Genomic DNA, 14,507 nt, shown 5'->3' with positions numbered 1-14,507 from the left:
GCCCGCGCCGGGGACCCCAGGCAAGGCCGCTTGACGTGCCGGGCGCTCCGCTTCAGCGCGGACCGGCGCCCACCTTGTTGAGGAACAGGCGCAAAAAGAACACCCCCATGCCCAGCATGAAGAGGATGCCGATCAGGCTCATCAGGCCGTAGTCGGTGGAAATCAGGTCGTGCAACAGTTTCATGGGACACCTCGCCCGGTAAAGGCTATGAGAAGCCTCCACTGTGGGCAGGCGAGGTGGGGCCAACCTTGAGAAAAATCACGCTGAGTTAGCCCCTTGCAAGTCCACTGATGCAGATCAACACACCCCAGGTCGCGCACAAGCGACTGGCGGGGGGTGACGCGAGCTTGTATGCTGCGTTGGCCCCGATGGAGGGCAAGCCAAGAGGAGACCCCTACATGACCCCGATTCGCTCGATGCCGGCCCTGGCGGCCCTGACCGTGCTGGCCCTGGCGGGCTGCGCCAGCCCAGGCCCTCAGGCCGGCTTTCAGCCCCTGATCCCGCCAGGCCAAGGCCTGGCCGCCTTTGACCGCGTGGCCGAGGCCAACTGGACTTGGACCGACGGCGTGCTCGCCGCCGACCAGGGCGGCAAGGTGCCGGCCTACCTGGTGACCCGCGAGTCCTACCGGGACTTTGTGATCCGCGCCGAGGTGTGGGTCAGCGACGACGCCAACAGCGGCATCTTCTTCCGCTGCGCCGAGCCCAAGAACATCAACGACAAGACCTGCTACGAAGCCAACTTCTTCGACCAGCGCCCCGACCCCAGCTACGGCACCGGGGCCATCGTCAATGTGGCCAAGGTCAACCCGATGCCCAAAGCCGGTGGCCGCTGGAACACCATGGTGGTGACGGCCAAGGGCCCGCAGCTGACCGTGGTGCTGAACGGGCAGACCACCGCCGATGTGCAGGATCGCCAGCTCAGCCAAGGCCCCATCGCCTTGCAATGGGGCCGCGGCACGGTGAAGTTCCGCAAAGTCGAGATTCAACGCCTCTGAACCCGGTCGGCGCCTGGCCGTCCGCGGTCAGGCGCCGTGCTCAGGTCGCGCGACCCGGCCTCAGCGCCCGCCAAGGCCCATGGCGCGGGAAATGACCTCTTTCATGATCTCGTTGGTGCCGCCGTAGATGCGCTGCACCCGCGCGTCGGCGTAGGCACGCGTGATCGGGTACTCCCACATGTAGCCATAGCCGCCGTGCAGTTGCACGCACTCGTCCATGACCTTGCACTGCAGGTCCGAGCACCAGTACTTGGCCATGCTGGCGGTGGCGGTGTCCAGCGTCCCGGCCTCGAGCAACTCCACGCATTTGTCGACAAACACCTGGGCCACCTGCACTTCGGTCTGCAATTCCGCCAGGGTGTAGCGGGTGTTCTGAAACGCCGCCACGCTCTGGCCAAACACCTGGCGTTGCTTGACGTAATCGAGCGTCCAGCCGATCGCGGCCTGGGCTGCGGCCACCGCACCGATGGCGATTTGCAGGCGCTCCCAGGGCAGTTGCTCCATCAGGCAGATGAAGCCCCGGTTCAGCTGGGCCTCGCCACCGAGCAGGCTGTCCGCCGGCAGGCGCACGTTGTTGAAGAACAGCTCCGAGGTGTCCTGGGCCTTCATGCCGAGTTTCTTGAGGCGCTGGCCTTTGTCGAAGCCGGGCATGCCGCGCTCGACCAGGAACAGGCTGGTGCCCTTGGCCCCCGCTGCGGGCTGGGTCTTGGCCACCACGATCACCAGATCGGCATGCCAGCCATTGGTGATGAAGGTCTTGCTGCCGTTGAGCAGGTAGCTGCCGTCGTCCTGCCGCAGCGCGGTGGTCTTGATGCCTTGCAGGTCGCTGCCCGCAGCCGGCTCGCTCATGGCGATGGCGCCCACCATCTCGCCGCGCGCCAGCCGAGGCAGGTAATGCTGCTTCTGGGCTTCGGTGCCGTAATGCAGCAAGTAAGGCGCGACGATCTCGCTGTGCAGCCCAAAGCCAATGCCGCTGTAACCGCCCGCAGACAGCACCTCCATCTGGGCCACCGAGTACAGGCGGTCGGCCCCGGCGCCGCCGTAGGCCTCGGGCAACGACATGCACAGAAAACCGTTCTCGCCCGCCCGGCGCCAGACCTCGCGATCGACGTAGCCCTGCTCTTCCCAGGCGGCGTGGTGGGGGGCGATCTCCTGCGTGCAAAAGCGCCGGAAACTGTCGCGGAAAGCCTCGTGCTCGGGGCTGAAAAGGGTGCGTTCAATCATGGTTTTGTCTCCTGTTGAGGCGGCGGCGGAGCCCGCGCCAAAGGCTTGGGTCTATTTTTAAAAAGCAAATGCTTTTCTAAATTATGCCAAGCCTCGGCCCGGCTGGGTTGCCCGCGCCCGCGCCCGCCCCGGCGGGCGGCGGCGGGCGGCGGCGGGCGGCGGCGGGCGGCGGCGGGCGGCGGGCGGCGGCGGGACTCGGCCCGCCCAGTCTGCGCGCGCCCGGGTTCAGTGACGGGGCGTTGGGTTCAACCCAGCCAGCCACTGGTCTGCGGGCTGCGGCCGCCCCAGCCAGTAGCCCTGGTAGAGGACCGAGGGCAGGCGCTGCCCCATGAAATCGGCCTGGGCCTGCGTCTCCACGCCTTCGGCCACCACGCGAAGGCGCAGCCGCTCGGCCACCAGCAAGATGCTGTCGACCAGCGAGGCGTCGTCCGGGCTGTCGGGCGCGCACTGCACAAAGCTCTTGTCGATCTTCAGTTCATGGATCGGCAAGCGCTTGAGGTAGGCCAACGAGGAATAGCCGGTGCCAAAGTCATCGAGCGAAAACTCGATGCCCAGCGCCGCCAACTGGCGCATCTTGGCCACCGCGTCTTCGAAGTCGCCAATCACCACGCCCTCGGTGACCTCGAGCGTCAGCTGGGCCGGGTTGACACCGGTGTCACGCAGACAGGCCTGCAGGTGCTCCACAAAGCCGGGCCGGGCAAACTGGCGCGGGCTGAGATTGACCGACAGGCGAAAGCCCGGCAGGTCCGGGGCATGGCGGGCCAACCACTGGCAAGCCCGCAGCAGCACCCAGTCGCCCACGGCGACGATGAGGCCCGACTCCTCGGCCACGGGGATGAACTCGCCCGGCGGCACCAAGCCGCGCTGTGGGTGCTGCCAGCGCACCAGCACCTCGGCGCCGCACAGGGTGCCCTGGGTGTTGACCTGGGACTGCAGGTAGATCACCAGCTCGTCGCCGGCCACCGCCTGGCGCAGTTCGCGCTCCAGCACGAAACGGCGCTCGGCGGCCTCGGCCATGCCGGGCTCGTAAAAGCGGCTGTGCCCCGGGCCACGCGCCCGGGCGTCGTGCAGCGCGGTGCCGCACCGGCGCAGGCCGTCCTGGGGCGCGTCGTCACCGCGCTGCGGGTAGAGGGTGATGCCCAGGCAGCAGGCCACGCGGCAGCTGTCCTCGGACGCCCCACCCTCCGCCGCGGCCGCCCCCTCGCCCAGTGACAGCGGCTCTTGCAGCGCCGCGTGCAGGCGCTCGGCAAAGGCCAGTGCACGCGCGGCCGCCACGGTCTCGTCGCGCTCCTGTCCGGGCAGCAGGATGGCAAACTCGTCGGCGCCCAAGCGGTAGGTGCGGCCGCCCTCGGGCAGGCCCTGGCCCAGGCGCTGCGCCACCGCGCGCAACAGGCGGTCACCCACCTCCTGGCCTCGCGCCTCGTTGAAGGTGCGAAAGCGCGCCAGGTTGAGCTGCAGCAGCGCCTGCGGTGGGGTGTCGCGCCAACTCAGCATCTGCAGCCGTTCCAGCAAGGCGGCGCGGTTGGGCAGACCGGTGAGGCTGTCGAAATAGGCCAGGCGGTGGATCTCGGCCGCGGCGCGGCGGCGCTCGGTGATGTCGTGCTTGATCTCCACCCAGTGCGTGACCGCGCCATCGGGCTGGCGGATCGGCGCCACCACCAGCCATTCCACACAGCTTTGCCCGTCGCGGCGGCGGCGCGACAGCTCACCGCTCCAGCCTTCGCCCTGCAAGCGGGCCTGCTGCAGTTCGCCTTGCTGCTGCGCACTCAAACCCAGGGTGGACAGTTCGCCCGACAAGCGCCCCAGCGCCTCACCGGGGCTCAGGCCCAGGCTGCGCTCCAGGGCCGGGTTGGCGTACTCGATGCGCTGGGCCAGGTCGGTGATGACGATGCATTCGGGGCTCTGTTCGACCGCCAGTTGCAGCTTGCGCAACTCCCGCTCGCGGCCGGCCAGGTCGGCCGCGATGCGCTGGGCCTCGCGCAACTGCCCCAGGTAACTGCGCCGCGACATCAGCGTCATGTAGGCCGTCAGGCTCAGGATGCCGGCCAGGTAGATGCCGTAGGCGACACGGTTCTCAAAGTGGGCCGGTGGGATCAGGTCCTGGGTGTCGCCCCACAGCAAGCCAACGAACAGCACGGAGGTACAAGCCGTCAGCGCCAGGGTGGCCCGCGTGCCCAGCACCCAGCCCGCAAACACCACCATCACCAGAAAATTGAGCAGGTTGGGCCCGCGCACCCCGCCGTTGTTGACGGTGACCAGGGTGGCCAGCACCCACATGCCCCACACCACGGTGCGCGCTGCAAACACCACCCGCCCGCGCGCCACCCCCCAGACCGTGACCGCCCCCAGCAGCACCGCGCCCACATGCAGCCACACATGCAGCCAGGGCACGTCGTCCTGGGCCAACAGGGCCAGCAGGATGCCGAACGCCACCACCAGCACCGTCCACCCGGCCGTCTTGACCAGGGCGATCAGCGTGACATCGTCGTCCATCGGGCGCGGAAACAGCGCATCGGGCATGGTCGCTCACTGAAGCCGTAAAGCCCCATGCTAGCGCCACTGTTTCGAGATGTGAATATCCAAAGTGCTAGTGCTGGTCCGGGCCGTGTGTTGTGTCGCAAAGCGCCAAATAATTTCCCACGAGGCGCGCGAGTCCGCTAAAGTGCGGCCCATCTGCCCCCGCCGCCCTGGAGCCACCATGAACATCAGCAGCACCCCCGCCGTGCAGTCCGCCACCGCCGCCACCCAAAGTGGCAGCCCGGACGCCGTCAATGTCCTGGTGCTGCGCAAGGCGCTGGACACCCAGGCCAGCGCGGCGGCGGACCTGATCCAAAGCCTGCCCCAGGTGCCCCCTGCCCTGGCCACGTCGGGCTCGCTGGGCACCCAGCTCAACACCTACGCCTGACAGGGCCCCGGCGCTCAGTCAGCACCAAGCCGCCCCACCCGCCGTCCCAAGCCCCCGCCCGCGCGCCGCGCCGGCGGGTTTTTTTGCGCCCGGCGCCAGCGCCCGGGCCCCTGATCGTGTCGCCCGGGGGGCCGCATCGGGGGCTGTCTCGATTTTTACAGAGCAAATGCTTTTCAAAATATATACTGCGCAGGCAAACCGGCGCTGCAGCGTCCCCGGGCGCCCGGCCGCCCCACCCAGTTGGAGACTTGTCATGACCGAAGCCTATGTGTTCGACGCCCTTCGCACGCCCCGCGGCAAGGGCAAAAAGGAGGGAAGCCTGCACGAGGTCAAGCCCATCAACCTGCTGGCGGGCCTGCTGCGAGACCTGCAAGCCCGCCATGGCTTTGACACCGCGCGGGTCGACGATGTGGTGATGGGCATCGTGTCGCCGATTGGCGAGCAGGGCTCGGTGCTGCCCAAGGTGGCGGCGCTCAAAGCCGGTTGGGACTTCCGCTGCGCCGGCGTGCAGGTGAACCGTTTTTGTGCCTCGGGCCTCGAGGCCGTCAACCTGGCCGCGCAAAAAGTGCGCTCGGGCTGGGAGGACCTGGTGGTGGCGGGTGGTGTCGAGAGCATGAGCCGCGTGCCCATTGGCTCGGACGGGGGCGCCTGGGCCCAGGACCCTGAGACCAACTCAGCCACCCTGTTCGTGCCCCAGGGCATTGGTGCCGACCTGATCGCCACCCTGGACGGTTACAGCCGCCAGGACGTCGACGCCTTCGCCCTGACGTCGCAGCGCCGTGCCAGCTCGGCGCAGGCCGCGGGCTACTTTGCGCGCTCGGTGGTGCCAGTGCGCGACGCGCTGGGCCAAACCATCCTGGCGCAGGACGAGTTCATCAAGCCGCACACCACGATGGAGGGCCTGGCAGCCCTCAAGCCCTCGTTCGAGCAACTCGGCGCCATGGGTTTCGACGCGGTCGCCCTGCAACGCTACCCACAGGTGGAACGCATCCACCATGTGCACCATGCGGGCAACGCCTCGGGCATCGTGGATGGCGCGGCAGCGGTGTTGATCGGGTCCGATGCCGCAGCGCGCGAGCATGGCCTGACCCCGCGCGCGCGCATTGTCGCCACCGCGCTGAGCGGCGCCGACCCCACCATCATGCTGACCGGGCCCGTGCCCGCCACGCTGAAGGCCCTGGCGCGGGCCGGCCTCGGCGTGCACGACATCGATCTGTTTGAAGTCAACGAGGCCTTTGCCGCCGTGCCCATGCGCTTCATGAAGGAGTTGGGCGTGCCGCACGACAAGGTCAACGTCAACGGTGGTGCCATCGCCATGGGCCACCCGCTGGGTGCCACGGGCGCCATGATCCTGGGCACCCTGATCGACGAGCTCGAGCGCCGGCAGCTGCGCTACGGCCTGGCCACGCTGTGCGTCGGCGGCGGCATGGGCATTGCCACCATCGTCGAGCGCCTCTGAACCGCCACGCGCCCGCCCTCCCCCCAGAACGACGGAGACATTGCCTTGAACACCATTCGCTACGAACTCGCCGACGGCATCGCCACCCTGACCTTTGACGAGCCCGGCTCGGCCGTCAACACCATGTGCCAGGCCTGGCAGCAGGACCTCACCGAGGTCACCGCACGCGTGCTGGCCGACCGCACCCAACTCAAGGGCCTGATCCTCGCGTCGGCCAAAACCACGTTCTTTGCCGGGGCCGACCTCAAGGCCACCATGCGCCTGCAGCCCGAGGACGCCCAGCGCGTGTTTGCCGACATCGAGCAAACCAAAAAGAACTTCCGCACCCTCGAGACCCTGGGCATCCCGGTGGTCAGCTGCCTCAACGGCACGGCGCTGGGCGGCGGCTGGGAGGTGGCGCTGATCGGTCACCACCGCATCGCGGTGGACCACCCGAAGATCCAGTTTGGTCTGCCCGAGGTGACGCTGGGCTTGATCCCTGGCGCCAGCGGCATCACCAAAATGACGCGCCTGCTGGGCCTCATGGGCGCCCAGCCCTACCTGCTCGAGGGCAAGCTGTTCAACCCGCGCCAGGCACTCGAACTGCAGCTGGTGCACGCCCTGGTCAACCGCCCCGAAGACCTGCGCCCGGCCGCGCTGGCCTGGATCGCCAGCCACCCCGAGTCGCGCCAACCCTGGGACGACAAGCACTACAAGATCCCCGGGGGCACCCCCAGCCACCCGAAGATCGCCAGCGCCCTGACCGTGGCGCCCGCGGTGCTCAAGAAGACCACGCGCGGCCTCTACCCCGCACCGGAAGCGGCGCTGGCCGCGATGGTCGAAGGCGCCCAGGTCGACTTTGACACCGCCCTGCGCATCGAAAGCCGTTACCTGGCCCAGCTGATCGTCAGCCCGGTGGCCAAGAACATGATCAACACCTTCTTCCACAACCTCAACGCCATCAAGAGCGGCCAATCCCGCCCGGGCACCAGCCCGCGCTACCAGCCGCAAAAAGTGGGCGTGCTGGGGGCCGGCATGATGGGCGCCGGCATCGCCTACGTGCAGGCCAGCCGGGGCATCCAGACCGTGCTAAAGGACGTCAGCCTGGAGCGGGCCGAGGCGGGCAAGGGCTACAGCCGACAGCTGACCCAGGCCAAGGTCGAGCAAGGCAAGCTCAGCGCCGAAGCGCAGCAAGCGCTGCTGGACCGCATCGAAACCACCGACCAGAGCGCCGCCTTGCAAGGCTGTGACCTGATCATCGAGGCGGTGTTCGAGAACCGCGAGCTCAAGGCCCAGGTGACCCAGGAGGCCGAGCCGCAACTGGCGCCCGACGGCTTCTGGGCCAGCAACACCTCGACCCTGCCCATCAGTGGCCTGGCCCAGGCCAGCGCCCGGCCCGAGCGCTTTGTCGGGATTCACTTTTTCAGCCCGGTCGACAAAATGAAACTGGTCGAGATCATCCGCGGCCAGCAAACCGACGACGCCACCGTGGCGCGCGCCTACGACTACGTGCAGGCGCTGGGCAAGGTGCCGATCGTGGTCAACGACGCTCGGGGTTTCTACACCAGCCGCACCTTTGGCACCTACGTCATGGAAGGCGCGGCCCTGCTGGGCGAAGGGGTCCCGGCGCCCGTGATCGAGAACGCGGCCATGCAGGCCGGCATGCCGGTCGGCCCGCTCGCGGTGCTCGACGAAACCGCCTTGAGCCTGAGTGTGCACGTGCTGGAGCAAACCCGGGCCGACCTGGCGGCCCTGGGCCAAACCTACACCGCCAGCCCCGGCGAGTTGCTGGTCGAACGCATGGTCAAGGAACTCAAACGCCCCGGCCGGGCCGGTGGCGGCGGCTTCTACGACTACCCCGCCGGCCAGAAAAAGCGGCTCTGGCCCGAACTGCGCCTGCTGTTTGAAAAGCCCGACCAGCCCTGGGACCTGCAGGACATCAAGGACCGCCTGCTCTACCGCCAGGCCATCGAGACCGCACGCTGCCTGGCCGAGAGGGTGCTGACCAGCGTGCACGACGGCAACGTGGGCTCGATCTTCGGCATCGGCTTCCCCGCCTGGACCGGGGGGGCGCTGCAGTTCATTTACGGCATGGGTCTGCCCGCGTTCCTGCAGCGCGCCGAACAACTCGCGCAGCGCTTTGGCCCGGGCTTCGCCGTCGACGCCACCACGCGCGCAGCCCTCGAGGCCCACCGCCCGGTGTACTGAGCCCACGCCAGTCGCGCCGCCAGGGGCCGCGAAAACGGCCCCTTTTTTGCGGGTGCCCAGCCCCGAGCGCGGCGTTGGCATGGCGATAATCGGACCATGTCCACGCCCCGTCCCCAGCCCGAGCGGCCCAGCGAGCCCTGCGCGGCGGCCGCTGCTGCGCCGCGCCCGCAACCCCGCTCGTTGAGCGACCTGTTTTTCTCGTTCAGCATCCTGGCCCTGCAGGGCTTTGGTGGCGTGCTGGCAGTGGTGCAGCGCGAGCTGGTCGAGAAAAAGCAGTGGATGACCAACGAGGAATTCGCCGAAGAATGGGCGGTGGCGCAGATCATGCCCGGCCCCAATGTGGTGAACCTGTCGGTCATGATTGGCGAGCGCTATTTCGGCTGGCGTGGCGCCGTGGCCGCGCTGGCAGGCATGCTGACCTTCCCGACCCTGGTGGTGCTGGGGGCTGCGCTGTTCTATGCCCAACACGCCCAGGACCCCCACCTGGCCGGCGCCCTGCGCGGCATGGCGGCCGTGGCCGCAGGCATGGTCGGCGCCACCGCCCTCAAACTGGCCGCCCCCCTGCGCAAACACCCCCTGGGGCAGGCCTTGTGCGCCCTGTTGGCGGCCCTGTGCTTTGGCATGGTGGGCCTGATGCACTGGCCCCTGGGCTGGGTGATTCCGGGCCTGGGTCTGGTGGCCTGCGCCCTGACCTGGCGAAAGATCGCGCCATGACCTTGCACCTGAGCGCACTCGATTGGCTGCACCTGATGCTGCATTACATGGCGCTGTCGCTGCTGGCGGTGGGCGGCGCCATCACCCTGGTGCCGGACATGCACCGCTACCTGGTGTTGCAACAGCGCTGGCTGACCGAAGCCCAGTTCAACGCCTCGATCGCCATCGCCCAGGCCGCGCCGGGTCCGAATGTGCTGTTCATCGGGCTGATGGGCTGGAACGTGGGCCTGAACGCCGCCGGCGCCAGCAGCGCAGGGGGCCTGAGCACCCAGGGCGCCGTGCTGGGCCTGCTGGGCATGGGCCTGACCCTGTTTGGCATGTTGCTGCCCAGCACCGTGCTGACCTGGCTGGCGACCCGCTGGGCCGCCCGCAACCGCGGCCTGCGCAGTGTGCGCGCCTTCAAGCAAGGCATGGCGCCCTTGGTGGTGGGCCTGCTGCTGGCCACGGCCTGGACCCTGGGCAGCGCCAGCGGCGACCCGGCCCAGGACGGGCGGCTCTGGGCCCTCAGCGGCGTGGCGGGCCTGGTGGTGTGGCGCACGCGCATCCACCTGCTGTGGCTGCTGGCCGTTGGGGCCGTGCTGGGCGCATTCGGCTGGGTCTGAGGCGCACGGGCGGGTCGGCTGCGGGGGGCGCAGCGAAGCGACCGTCCGCGGGAGCGGGCCCCCTGGTCTGACGCCAGAGCGCGCCGCCGGGGGCACGGAAGCCGCGCTCCTGGTGCACGCAAGACCGCCGTTGGTGAGGCGTCCAAGTGAAGGGACGACGCAGACCGCGCTTGGCCCCGCCCTCAGGTGGGGCGCTGCAACACACGCGCAAACAACTCGTTGCGGAAATGGATGCCCAGGCGCGCAAAAGCGCGGTTGCGGTAGGTTTTGACGGTGGGCAGGCTCAGGCCCAGGTCGGCAGCGATGCCTTCCTGGGTCAAGCCTTGCAGCAGGCGCTCGCAGACCTCGAGTTCGCGCGCGGTCAGGCTGGCGCACAGGCCCCGCAAACGCTGCCGCAACTCGGCCGGCCCCACGGCACCGGCCACGGCCCCGGTGCTGGGGTCGGCCGGCTGGGGCCCGGAGCTCGGCGCAGCGGCCCAGGGCTCGGCCGCCCGCTGGGCCACCTGCAGGTGCTTGCGCACCAGGGCCAGCAAGGCCGGTGACAAGGCCTCGAAGTCGCCCACCTGGGCGTCGGTGAAGGCCCGCTGGTGCTGGTGGCGGTAGAAGTTGACGGCGAACAGGTGGTCAGGCCCCTCGGTCTGCACAATCGACAAGCGCTCGGCCACACCATGGGCCTCGTAGATGCAGGCGCGGTGTTCCTGGGCCACCTCCCGCGCGGTGATGTGGCACAGCTGCAGGCTGCCCGGTGGCGCCGCGGGTGAGTCAGCGTGCAGGCTGCGGTCCACGCGGTAGGGGCCGGCCAGGTACGCCTGCCAGCAGTCGCGTGTGGTGTCGGGCACCCCGTGGCTGCCCGACATGAACAGCGCCGGTCGGCACCCCAGGCCCGTGCGGTAGACCGCCCAGGACGCCGCCGGCAGCACAGGTCCCAGGCTGCGCAACAGGTCGGCCTGGAAGTCGGGCTCGCCCAGGTGGTCAATGGCCTCAGCCAGCACACCCCCCGCCGCGGCCAGCGCGGACGCGCCGCCCCCCGCACCGGCGTGGCCCGTCCGGGCGCCCGCCAGCGCCCCACGCCCTTCGGCCCCAGGGGGAACCCACTTTCTCATCGGCTGTACTCCATGGCTGTCATCTTCAGGGATGACAGCCCCCGGGCGCCACGGGACTTACGCTAGGGCTCCCTGCCCTCGGAGAGCCCATGCCCGATTTCGCCCAGCCTTCTTTTCGCCCCTTTGCCGACCTGCAGGTGCAGGTGGGTGCCCCCCAGGAAGTGGGCGCCACCCCGCGCGGCCGGCGGCGCGTGATCCCCATCCTGGGCGGCCAGGTGCAGGGCCCGGGCTGGACCGCCCGCGTGCTGCCCGGGGGCGCCGACTTTCAGCTGCTGGTCAGCGACACCCTGGCCGAACTGGACGCCCGCTATGTGCTGGAGACCGACGCCGGTGAGCTGATCTACGTGCAGAACCACGCCCTGCGCAGCGGCCCGCCCGAGGCCATGGCCCGCCTGGTGCGCGGCGAACCCGTTGACCCGGCGCTGATCTACTTCCGCTGCAGCCCCCGCTTTGAGACCGCCGCCCCGGCGCTGCAATGGATCACCGAGCGCCTGTTCATCGGCGTGGGCCAGCGCGAGCCCAGCCAGGTGCTGATGCGTTTCCACGAGCTGCTTTGAACGCCGCAGCACCGCTTGATTTGCCCCTAGAACCCAAGGAGACACCATGACCTCGAACCTGCCCAAGCCCCTGCGCCGTCACACCCTGGCCCTCGCTCTGATCGGTAGCACCCTCAGCGCCCTGAGCCTGGGCGCGCAGGCCCAGACCGCGCCCGCCCCCTACCCCAACAAGCCGGTGCGCATCATCGTGGGCTTTCCGGCCGGCACCGGGCCCGACATCGTGGCGCGCCAACTGGCGCAAAAGCTGTCGGAGGCCTGGGGCAATGCGGGCGTGGTGGTCGACAACAAACCCGGTGCCGGTGGCCTGATCGCCGCGGGCGAAGCGGCACGCGCCCCCGCCGACGGCTACACCCTGATGCTGGCGGAGACCGGCCAAATGAGCATTGCCCCCAACAGCTACAGCAAGCTGCCTTACGACCCGGCCAAGGACTTTGCACCGGTCAGCCAGGTGGTGACCGCCGACTTCGTGCTGCTGGTCAACCCGCAGAAAGTGCCGTCTCGCAACGCGCGCGAATTCGTTGAGTGGACCCGCAGCCAGAAAGGCATGTTCATGGCGACCTTTGGCGCGGGCACACCGGGCCACTTTGGCGCCTTCATGTTCGGTGACGCCGTCGGCATCAAACCCGAGGCCGTGCACTACAAGAACACCACCGACGCACTCGGCGGCCTGTTCGGCGGCGACGTCCAGGGCGTGTTCGCCAGCGTGGGCCTGGCCGCGCCGAACGTGAAAGCCGGCAAGCTGGTCGCCTTGGGCAGCACCGGCGGCACCCGCACCCAGGCGCTGCCCGACGTGCCCACGCTGCGCGAGCAGGGTTACAGCAGCCTGGAGTTCAACTCCTGGTTCGGCATCGTGGCCCCGGCCAAGACGCCCCCCGAACTGCTGGCCCGCCTGAACGCCGACATCACCAAGGCGGTGCGCTCGCCCGATGGCAAGCAAAAGCTCGAGGACGCGGGCTTCAAGGTCACCGGCACCAGCCGCGAGGAGTTCGCGCGCATCATCGCCGCCGACACCGTGACTTGGGGCAAGGCCGTGGCCGCCACAGGCTTCAAGGCCGACTGAGGCCGCGCAGCGCCCCGGCCGCCGGGAAGCGGCGCCCCGCCCGGGCGCTTGATCACGCCATGCCCCCGCGGCCTGTCGGCGGTCAGGCGGCGGGCTGCCGCGCGCGCCAGGCCCGCAAGGCCTGGCGGTACTCGTCCATGGCCAGGTCGTGCAGGTCCACCACACAGGGGTCGCAGCCATTGCCGCAGCAACTGTCCAAGTCCAAGGGCGGGGGCGGTTGGGGTGGGGGATCGGTGTCGAGGAGGTCGCTCATGGCGCCGCATTGTCGCGCACCGCCAAAGCCCGCAAAGGACTCGGTGCCTTGCCGGGCCCCGGCCCCGAGCCGCCTGGGCGTGATGCGGTTCAGGCCCAACCCTCGCCGAGCTGGCCCGGCGGGTCGCCCGACACGGCCCCCGGTTCGGCAGCCCCTGCCCCGCCGCGGTTCGAAAGCGGCCCCCGCGCATCCACTATGCTTGGCACCTGGCTGGCCCGCGCCAGCCCCTGTCACCCCGATTCCACGCCGACCTGACCGATGAGCAGCCTGAGCCTCGCCCGCGAAAAAATCTACCGAACCGTGGCCCGTCAACTGCACGGCCAGGTGCCCTGCTGGGTCTGTGGTGAGCATGTGCCCCACGCCGAAGCGACCCTGGAGCACATCCGACCGCGCGCCGAAGGCGGCAGCGGGCACCAGGACAACCTGGCGATCAGCCACGCACGCTGCAACCACCAGCGGCACCACCTCAGCGCCCGGACCTCAGCCCCCAACGCCAGCGCGCCGACCGACTGACACGCCGATTCCGCAGCGGCTGCGCCGCGGCCTCCGGTGGCACCACGCCGGGCTGACGCCGAGCCACCAACGGCCACGCCCCGGCCGCCCCCGGGCCGGGTTGGCCAGGCCGCGCTCAAAGCCCGTCGAGCAGGGCCGGCAGGCCCGCGGCCGCCCCCGCGTGCAGGCACAGCGATGCCAAGGGGTCCAGCTCGGTGGGCTGCGGGTTGAGCACCACCACCCGGGCACCGGCGCTGTGCGCCAGCAGCACCAGGCCGGCGGCGGGGTGCACGGCACCGGCCGTGCCCACCACCAGCATCAGGTCGCAGCGTTGGGCCGCTTGTTCGGCCTCGCGCAACACGGCCTCAGGCAAGGGCTCGCCAAACCACACCACCCCAGGGCGCACCCACACGCCACAGTCGGGACAGCGGGGAACGCTGTCCAGCACCGCGGGATCCGCCGCTCCCCCCCACTGCCGGGCCACCGAATCGGCCGAGCGTTCGGCCCCGGGGCAGGCCGGCGCATGGGGCGACAGCCAGCGGTTGCGCATGAGTTCGCCATGCAAGGCCAACACGCCAGGGCTGCCGGCCTGCTGGTGCAGGCCGTCCACGTTTTGGGTGATGAGGGTCAGGCGCCCCGGGTGGCGCTGTGCAAAGTCGGCCAGGGCCCGGTGTCCCGCATTGGGCTGGGCCCGGGCCACGCCTTCCCGGCGCTGTTGGTACCAGGACCAGACCAGGGCCGGGTCGGCCCTGAAGCCCTGCTCGGTCGCCAGCTGCTGGGGGTCGTGACGCGACCACCAGCCGGTCAACGCGTCGCGGAAAGTGGGCACACCAGATTCGGCACTGGCCCCGGCCCCGGTCAGCACCGCGACGCGTTGCGCCTCGGCCAACCAGGTCCGGGCCAGGGCCCACAGCAGCGGATCACCCGGCAGCGGGTGGGCGGGGGTGTCGGGCAT

Annotated in this window: 15 protein-coding genes; 9 read left to right on the top strand and 6 right to left on the bottom strand. The window is 69.7% G+C overall.

Features of this window, described 5'->3' with window-relative positions; genetic code table 11:
- Positions 1-52 precede the first annotated feature (52 nt).
- Positions 53-184 carry a DUF3149 domain-containing protein gene (locus PSQ40_RS01735; RefSeq protein ID WP_273948267.1) on the bottom strand — a complete coding sequence of 44 codons (132 nt, stop codon included), beginning with the start codon at positions 182-184 and terminating at the stop codon, positions 53-55.
- Between the two features lie 215 nt (positions 185-399).
- Between PSQ40_RS01735 and PSQ40_RS01730 the strand changes: the two genes are divergently transcribed.
- Positions 400-996: a 3-keto-disaccharide hydrolase gene (locus tag PSQ40_RS01730; RefSeq protein ID WP_273948266.1), complete on the top strand. Its 597-nt coding sequence runs from the start codon at positions 400-402 to the stop codon at positions 994-996.
- 60 nt (positions 997-1,056) lie between these two features.
- Here the strand turns inward: PSQ40_RS01730 and PSQ40_RS01725 are convergent, their stop codons facing one another.
- Both PSQ40_RS01725 and PSQ40_RS01720 read right to left on the bottom strand, forming a co-directional pair.
- Positions 1,057-2,220, bottom strand: coding sequence for an acyl-CoA dehydrogenase family protein (locus PSQ40_RS01725; RefSeq protein ID WP_273948264.1), 1,164 nt, complete (start codon positions 2,218-2,220; stop codon positions 1,057-1,059).
- A gap of 225 nt (positions 2,221-2,445) precedes the next feature.
- On the bottom strand, positions 2,446-4,740 hold the full coding sequence (locus PSQ40_RS01720; protein WP_273948262.1) for a putative bifunctional diguanylate cyclase/phosphodiesterase: 2,295 nt from the start codon (positions 4,738-4,740) through the stop codon (positions 2,446-2,448).
- Between the two features lie 178 nt (positions 4,741-4,918).
- On the opposite strand from PSQ40_RS01720, the gene PSQ40_RS01715 reads away from it, so the two are divergent.
- The 5 genes from PSQ40_RS01715 (at position 4,919) to PSQ40_RS01695 (ending at position 10,087) form a co-directional block, all read left to right on the top strand.
- Positions 4,919-5,125, top strand: a complete 207-nt coding sequence (locus tag PSQ40_RS01715; RefSeq protein WP_273948261.1) for a putative motility protein — start codon at positions 4,919-4,921, stop codon at positions 5,123-5,125.
- A 253-nt stretch (positions 5,126-5,378) separates the two neighbouring features.
- Positions 5,379-6,584, top strand: a complete 1,206-nt coding sequence (locus tag PSQ40_RS01710; RefSeq protein ID WP_273948259.1) for an acetyl-CoA C-acetyltransferase — start codon at positions 5,379-5,381, stop codon at positions 6,582-6,584.
- 45 nt (positions 6,585-6,629) lie between these two features.
- On the top strand, positions 6,630-8,771 hold the full coding sequence (locus tag PSQ40_RS01705; protein ID WP_273948258.1) for a 3-hydroxyacyl-CoA dehydrogenase NAD-binding domain-containing protein: 2,142 nt from the start codon (positions 6,630-6,632) through the stop codon (positions 8,769-8,771).
- A 96-nt stretch (positions 8,772-8,867) separates the two neighbouring features.
- Entirely contained in the window at positions 8,868-9,485 is a 618-nt protein-coding gene (locus PSQ40_RS01700) for a chromate transporter (protein ID WP_273948255.1), read from the top strand.
- Positions 9,482-10,087, top strand: a complete 606-nt coding sequence (locus PSQ40_RS01695) for a chromate transporter (RefSeq protein ID WP_273948254.1) — start codon at positions 9,482-9,484, stop codon at positions 10,085-10,087. The genes PSQ40_RS01700 and PSQ40_RS01695 overlap by 4 nt, the downstream gene beginning before the upstream one ends.
- A gap of 182 nt (positions 10,088-10,269) precedes the next feature.
- Here the strand turns inward: PSQ40_RS01695 and PSQ40_RS01690 are convergent, their stop codons facing one another.
- Positions 10,270-11,190, bottom strand: coding sequence for a helix-turn-helix transcriptional regulator (locus tag PSQ40_RS01690; protein ID WP_273948253.1), 921 nt, complete (start codon positions 11,188-11,190; stop codon positions 10,270-10,272).
- An 89-nt stretch (positions 11,191-11,279) separates the two neighbouring features.
- Here PSQ40_RS01690 and PSQ40_RS01685 point away from each other — a divergent pair, with 89 nt between their 5' ends.
- Complete coding sequence (locus PSQ40_RS01685; RefSeq protein WP_273948252.1) at positions 11,280-11,747, top strand: DUF3237 domain-containing protein; 468 nt, start codon at positions 11,280-11,282, stop codon at positions 11,745-11,747.
- 46 nt (positions 11,748-11,793) lie between these two features.
- Positions 11,794-12,807, top strand: coding sequence for a Bug family tripartite tricarboxylate transporter substrate binding protein (locus PSQ40_RS01680; protein ID WP_273948251.1), 1,014 nt, complete (start codon positions 11,794-11,796; stop codon positions 12,805-12,807).
- Positions 12,808-12,889: 82 nt separating this feature from the next.
- Here the strand turns inward: PSQ40_RS01680 and PSQ40_RS01675 are convergent, their stop codons facing one another.
- Positions 12,890-13,060, bottom strand: a complete 171-nt coding sequence (locus PSQ40_RS01675) for an oxidoreductase-like domain-containing protein (protein WP_273948249.1) — start codon at positions 13,058-13,060, stop codon at positions 12,890-12,892.
- A 258-nt stretch (positions 13,061-13,318) separates the two neighbouring features.
- On the opposite strand from PSQ40_RS01675, the gene PSQ40_RS01670 reads away from it, so the two are divergent.
- Entirely contained in the window at positions 13,319-13,573 is a 255-nt protein-coding gene (locus tag PSQ40_RS01670; RefSeq protein ID WP_273948248.1) for an HNH endonuclease, read from the top strand.
- A 115-nt stretch (positions 13,574-13,688) separates the two neighbouring features.
- Here PSQ40_RS01670 and PSQ40_RS01665 read toward each other — a convergent pair whose 3' ends face one another.
- A complete protein-coding gene (locus PSQ40_RS01665; RefSeq protein ID WP_273948246.1) occupies positions 13,689-14,507 on the bottom strand; it encodes an SIR2 family NAD-dependent protein deacylase in 819 nt (272 codons plus the stop codon).

The sequence above is a fragment of the Curvibacter cyanobacteriorum genome (assembly GCF_028649475.1).
Lineage (GTDB): Bacteria > Pseudomonadota > Gammaproteobacteria > Burkholderiales > Burkholderiaceae_C > Curvibacter > Curvibacter cyanobacteriorum.
This window is presented reverse-complemented; position numbering and strand designations above follow the sequence as displayed.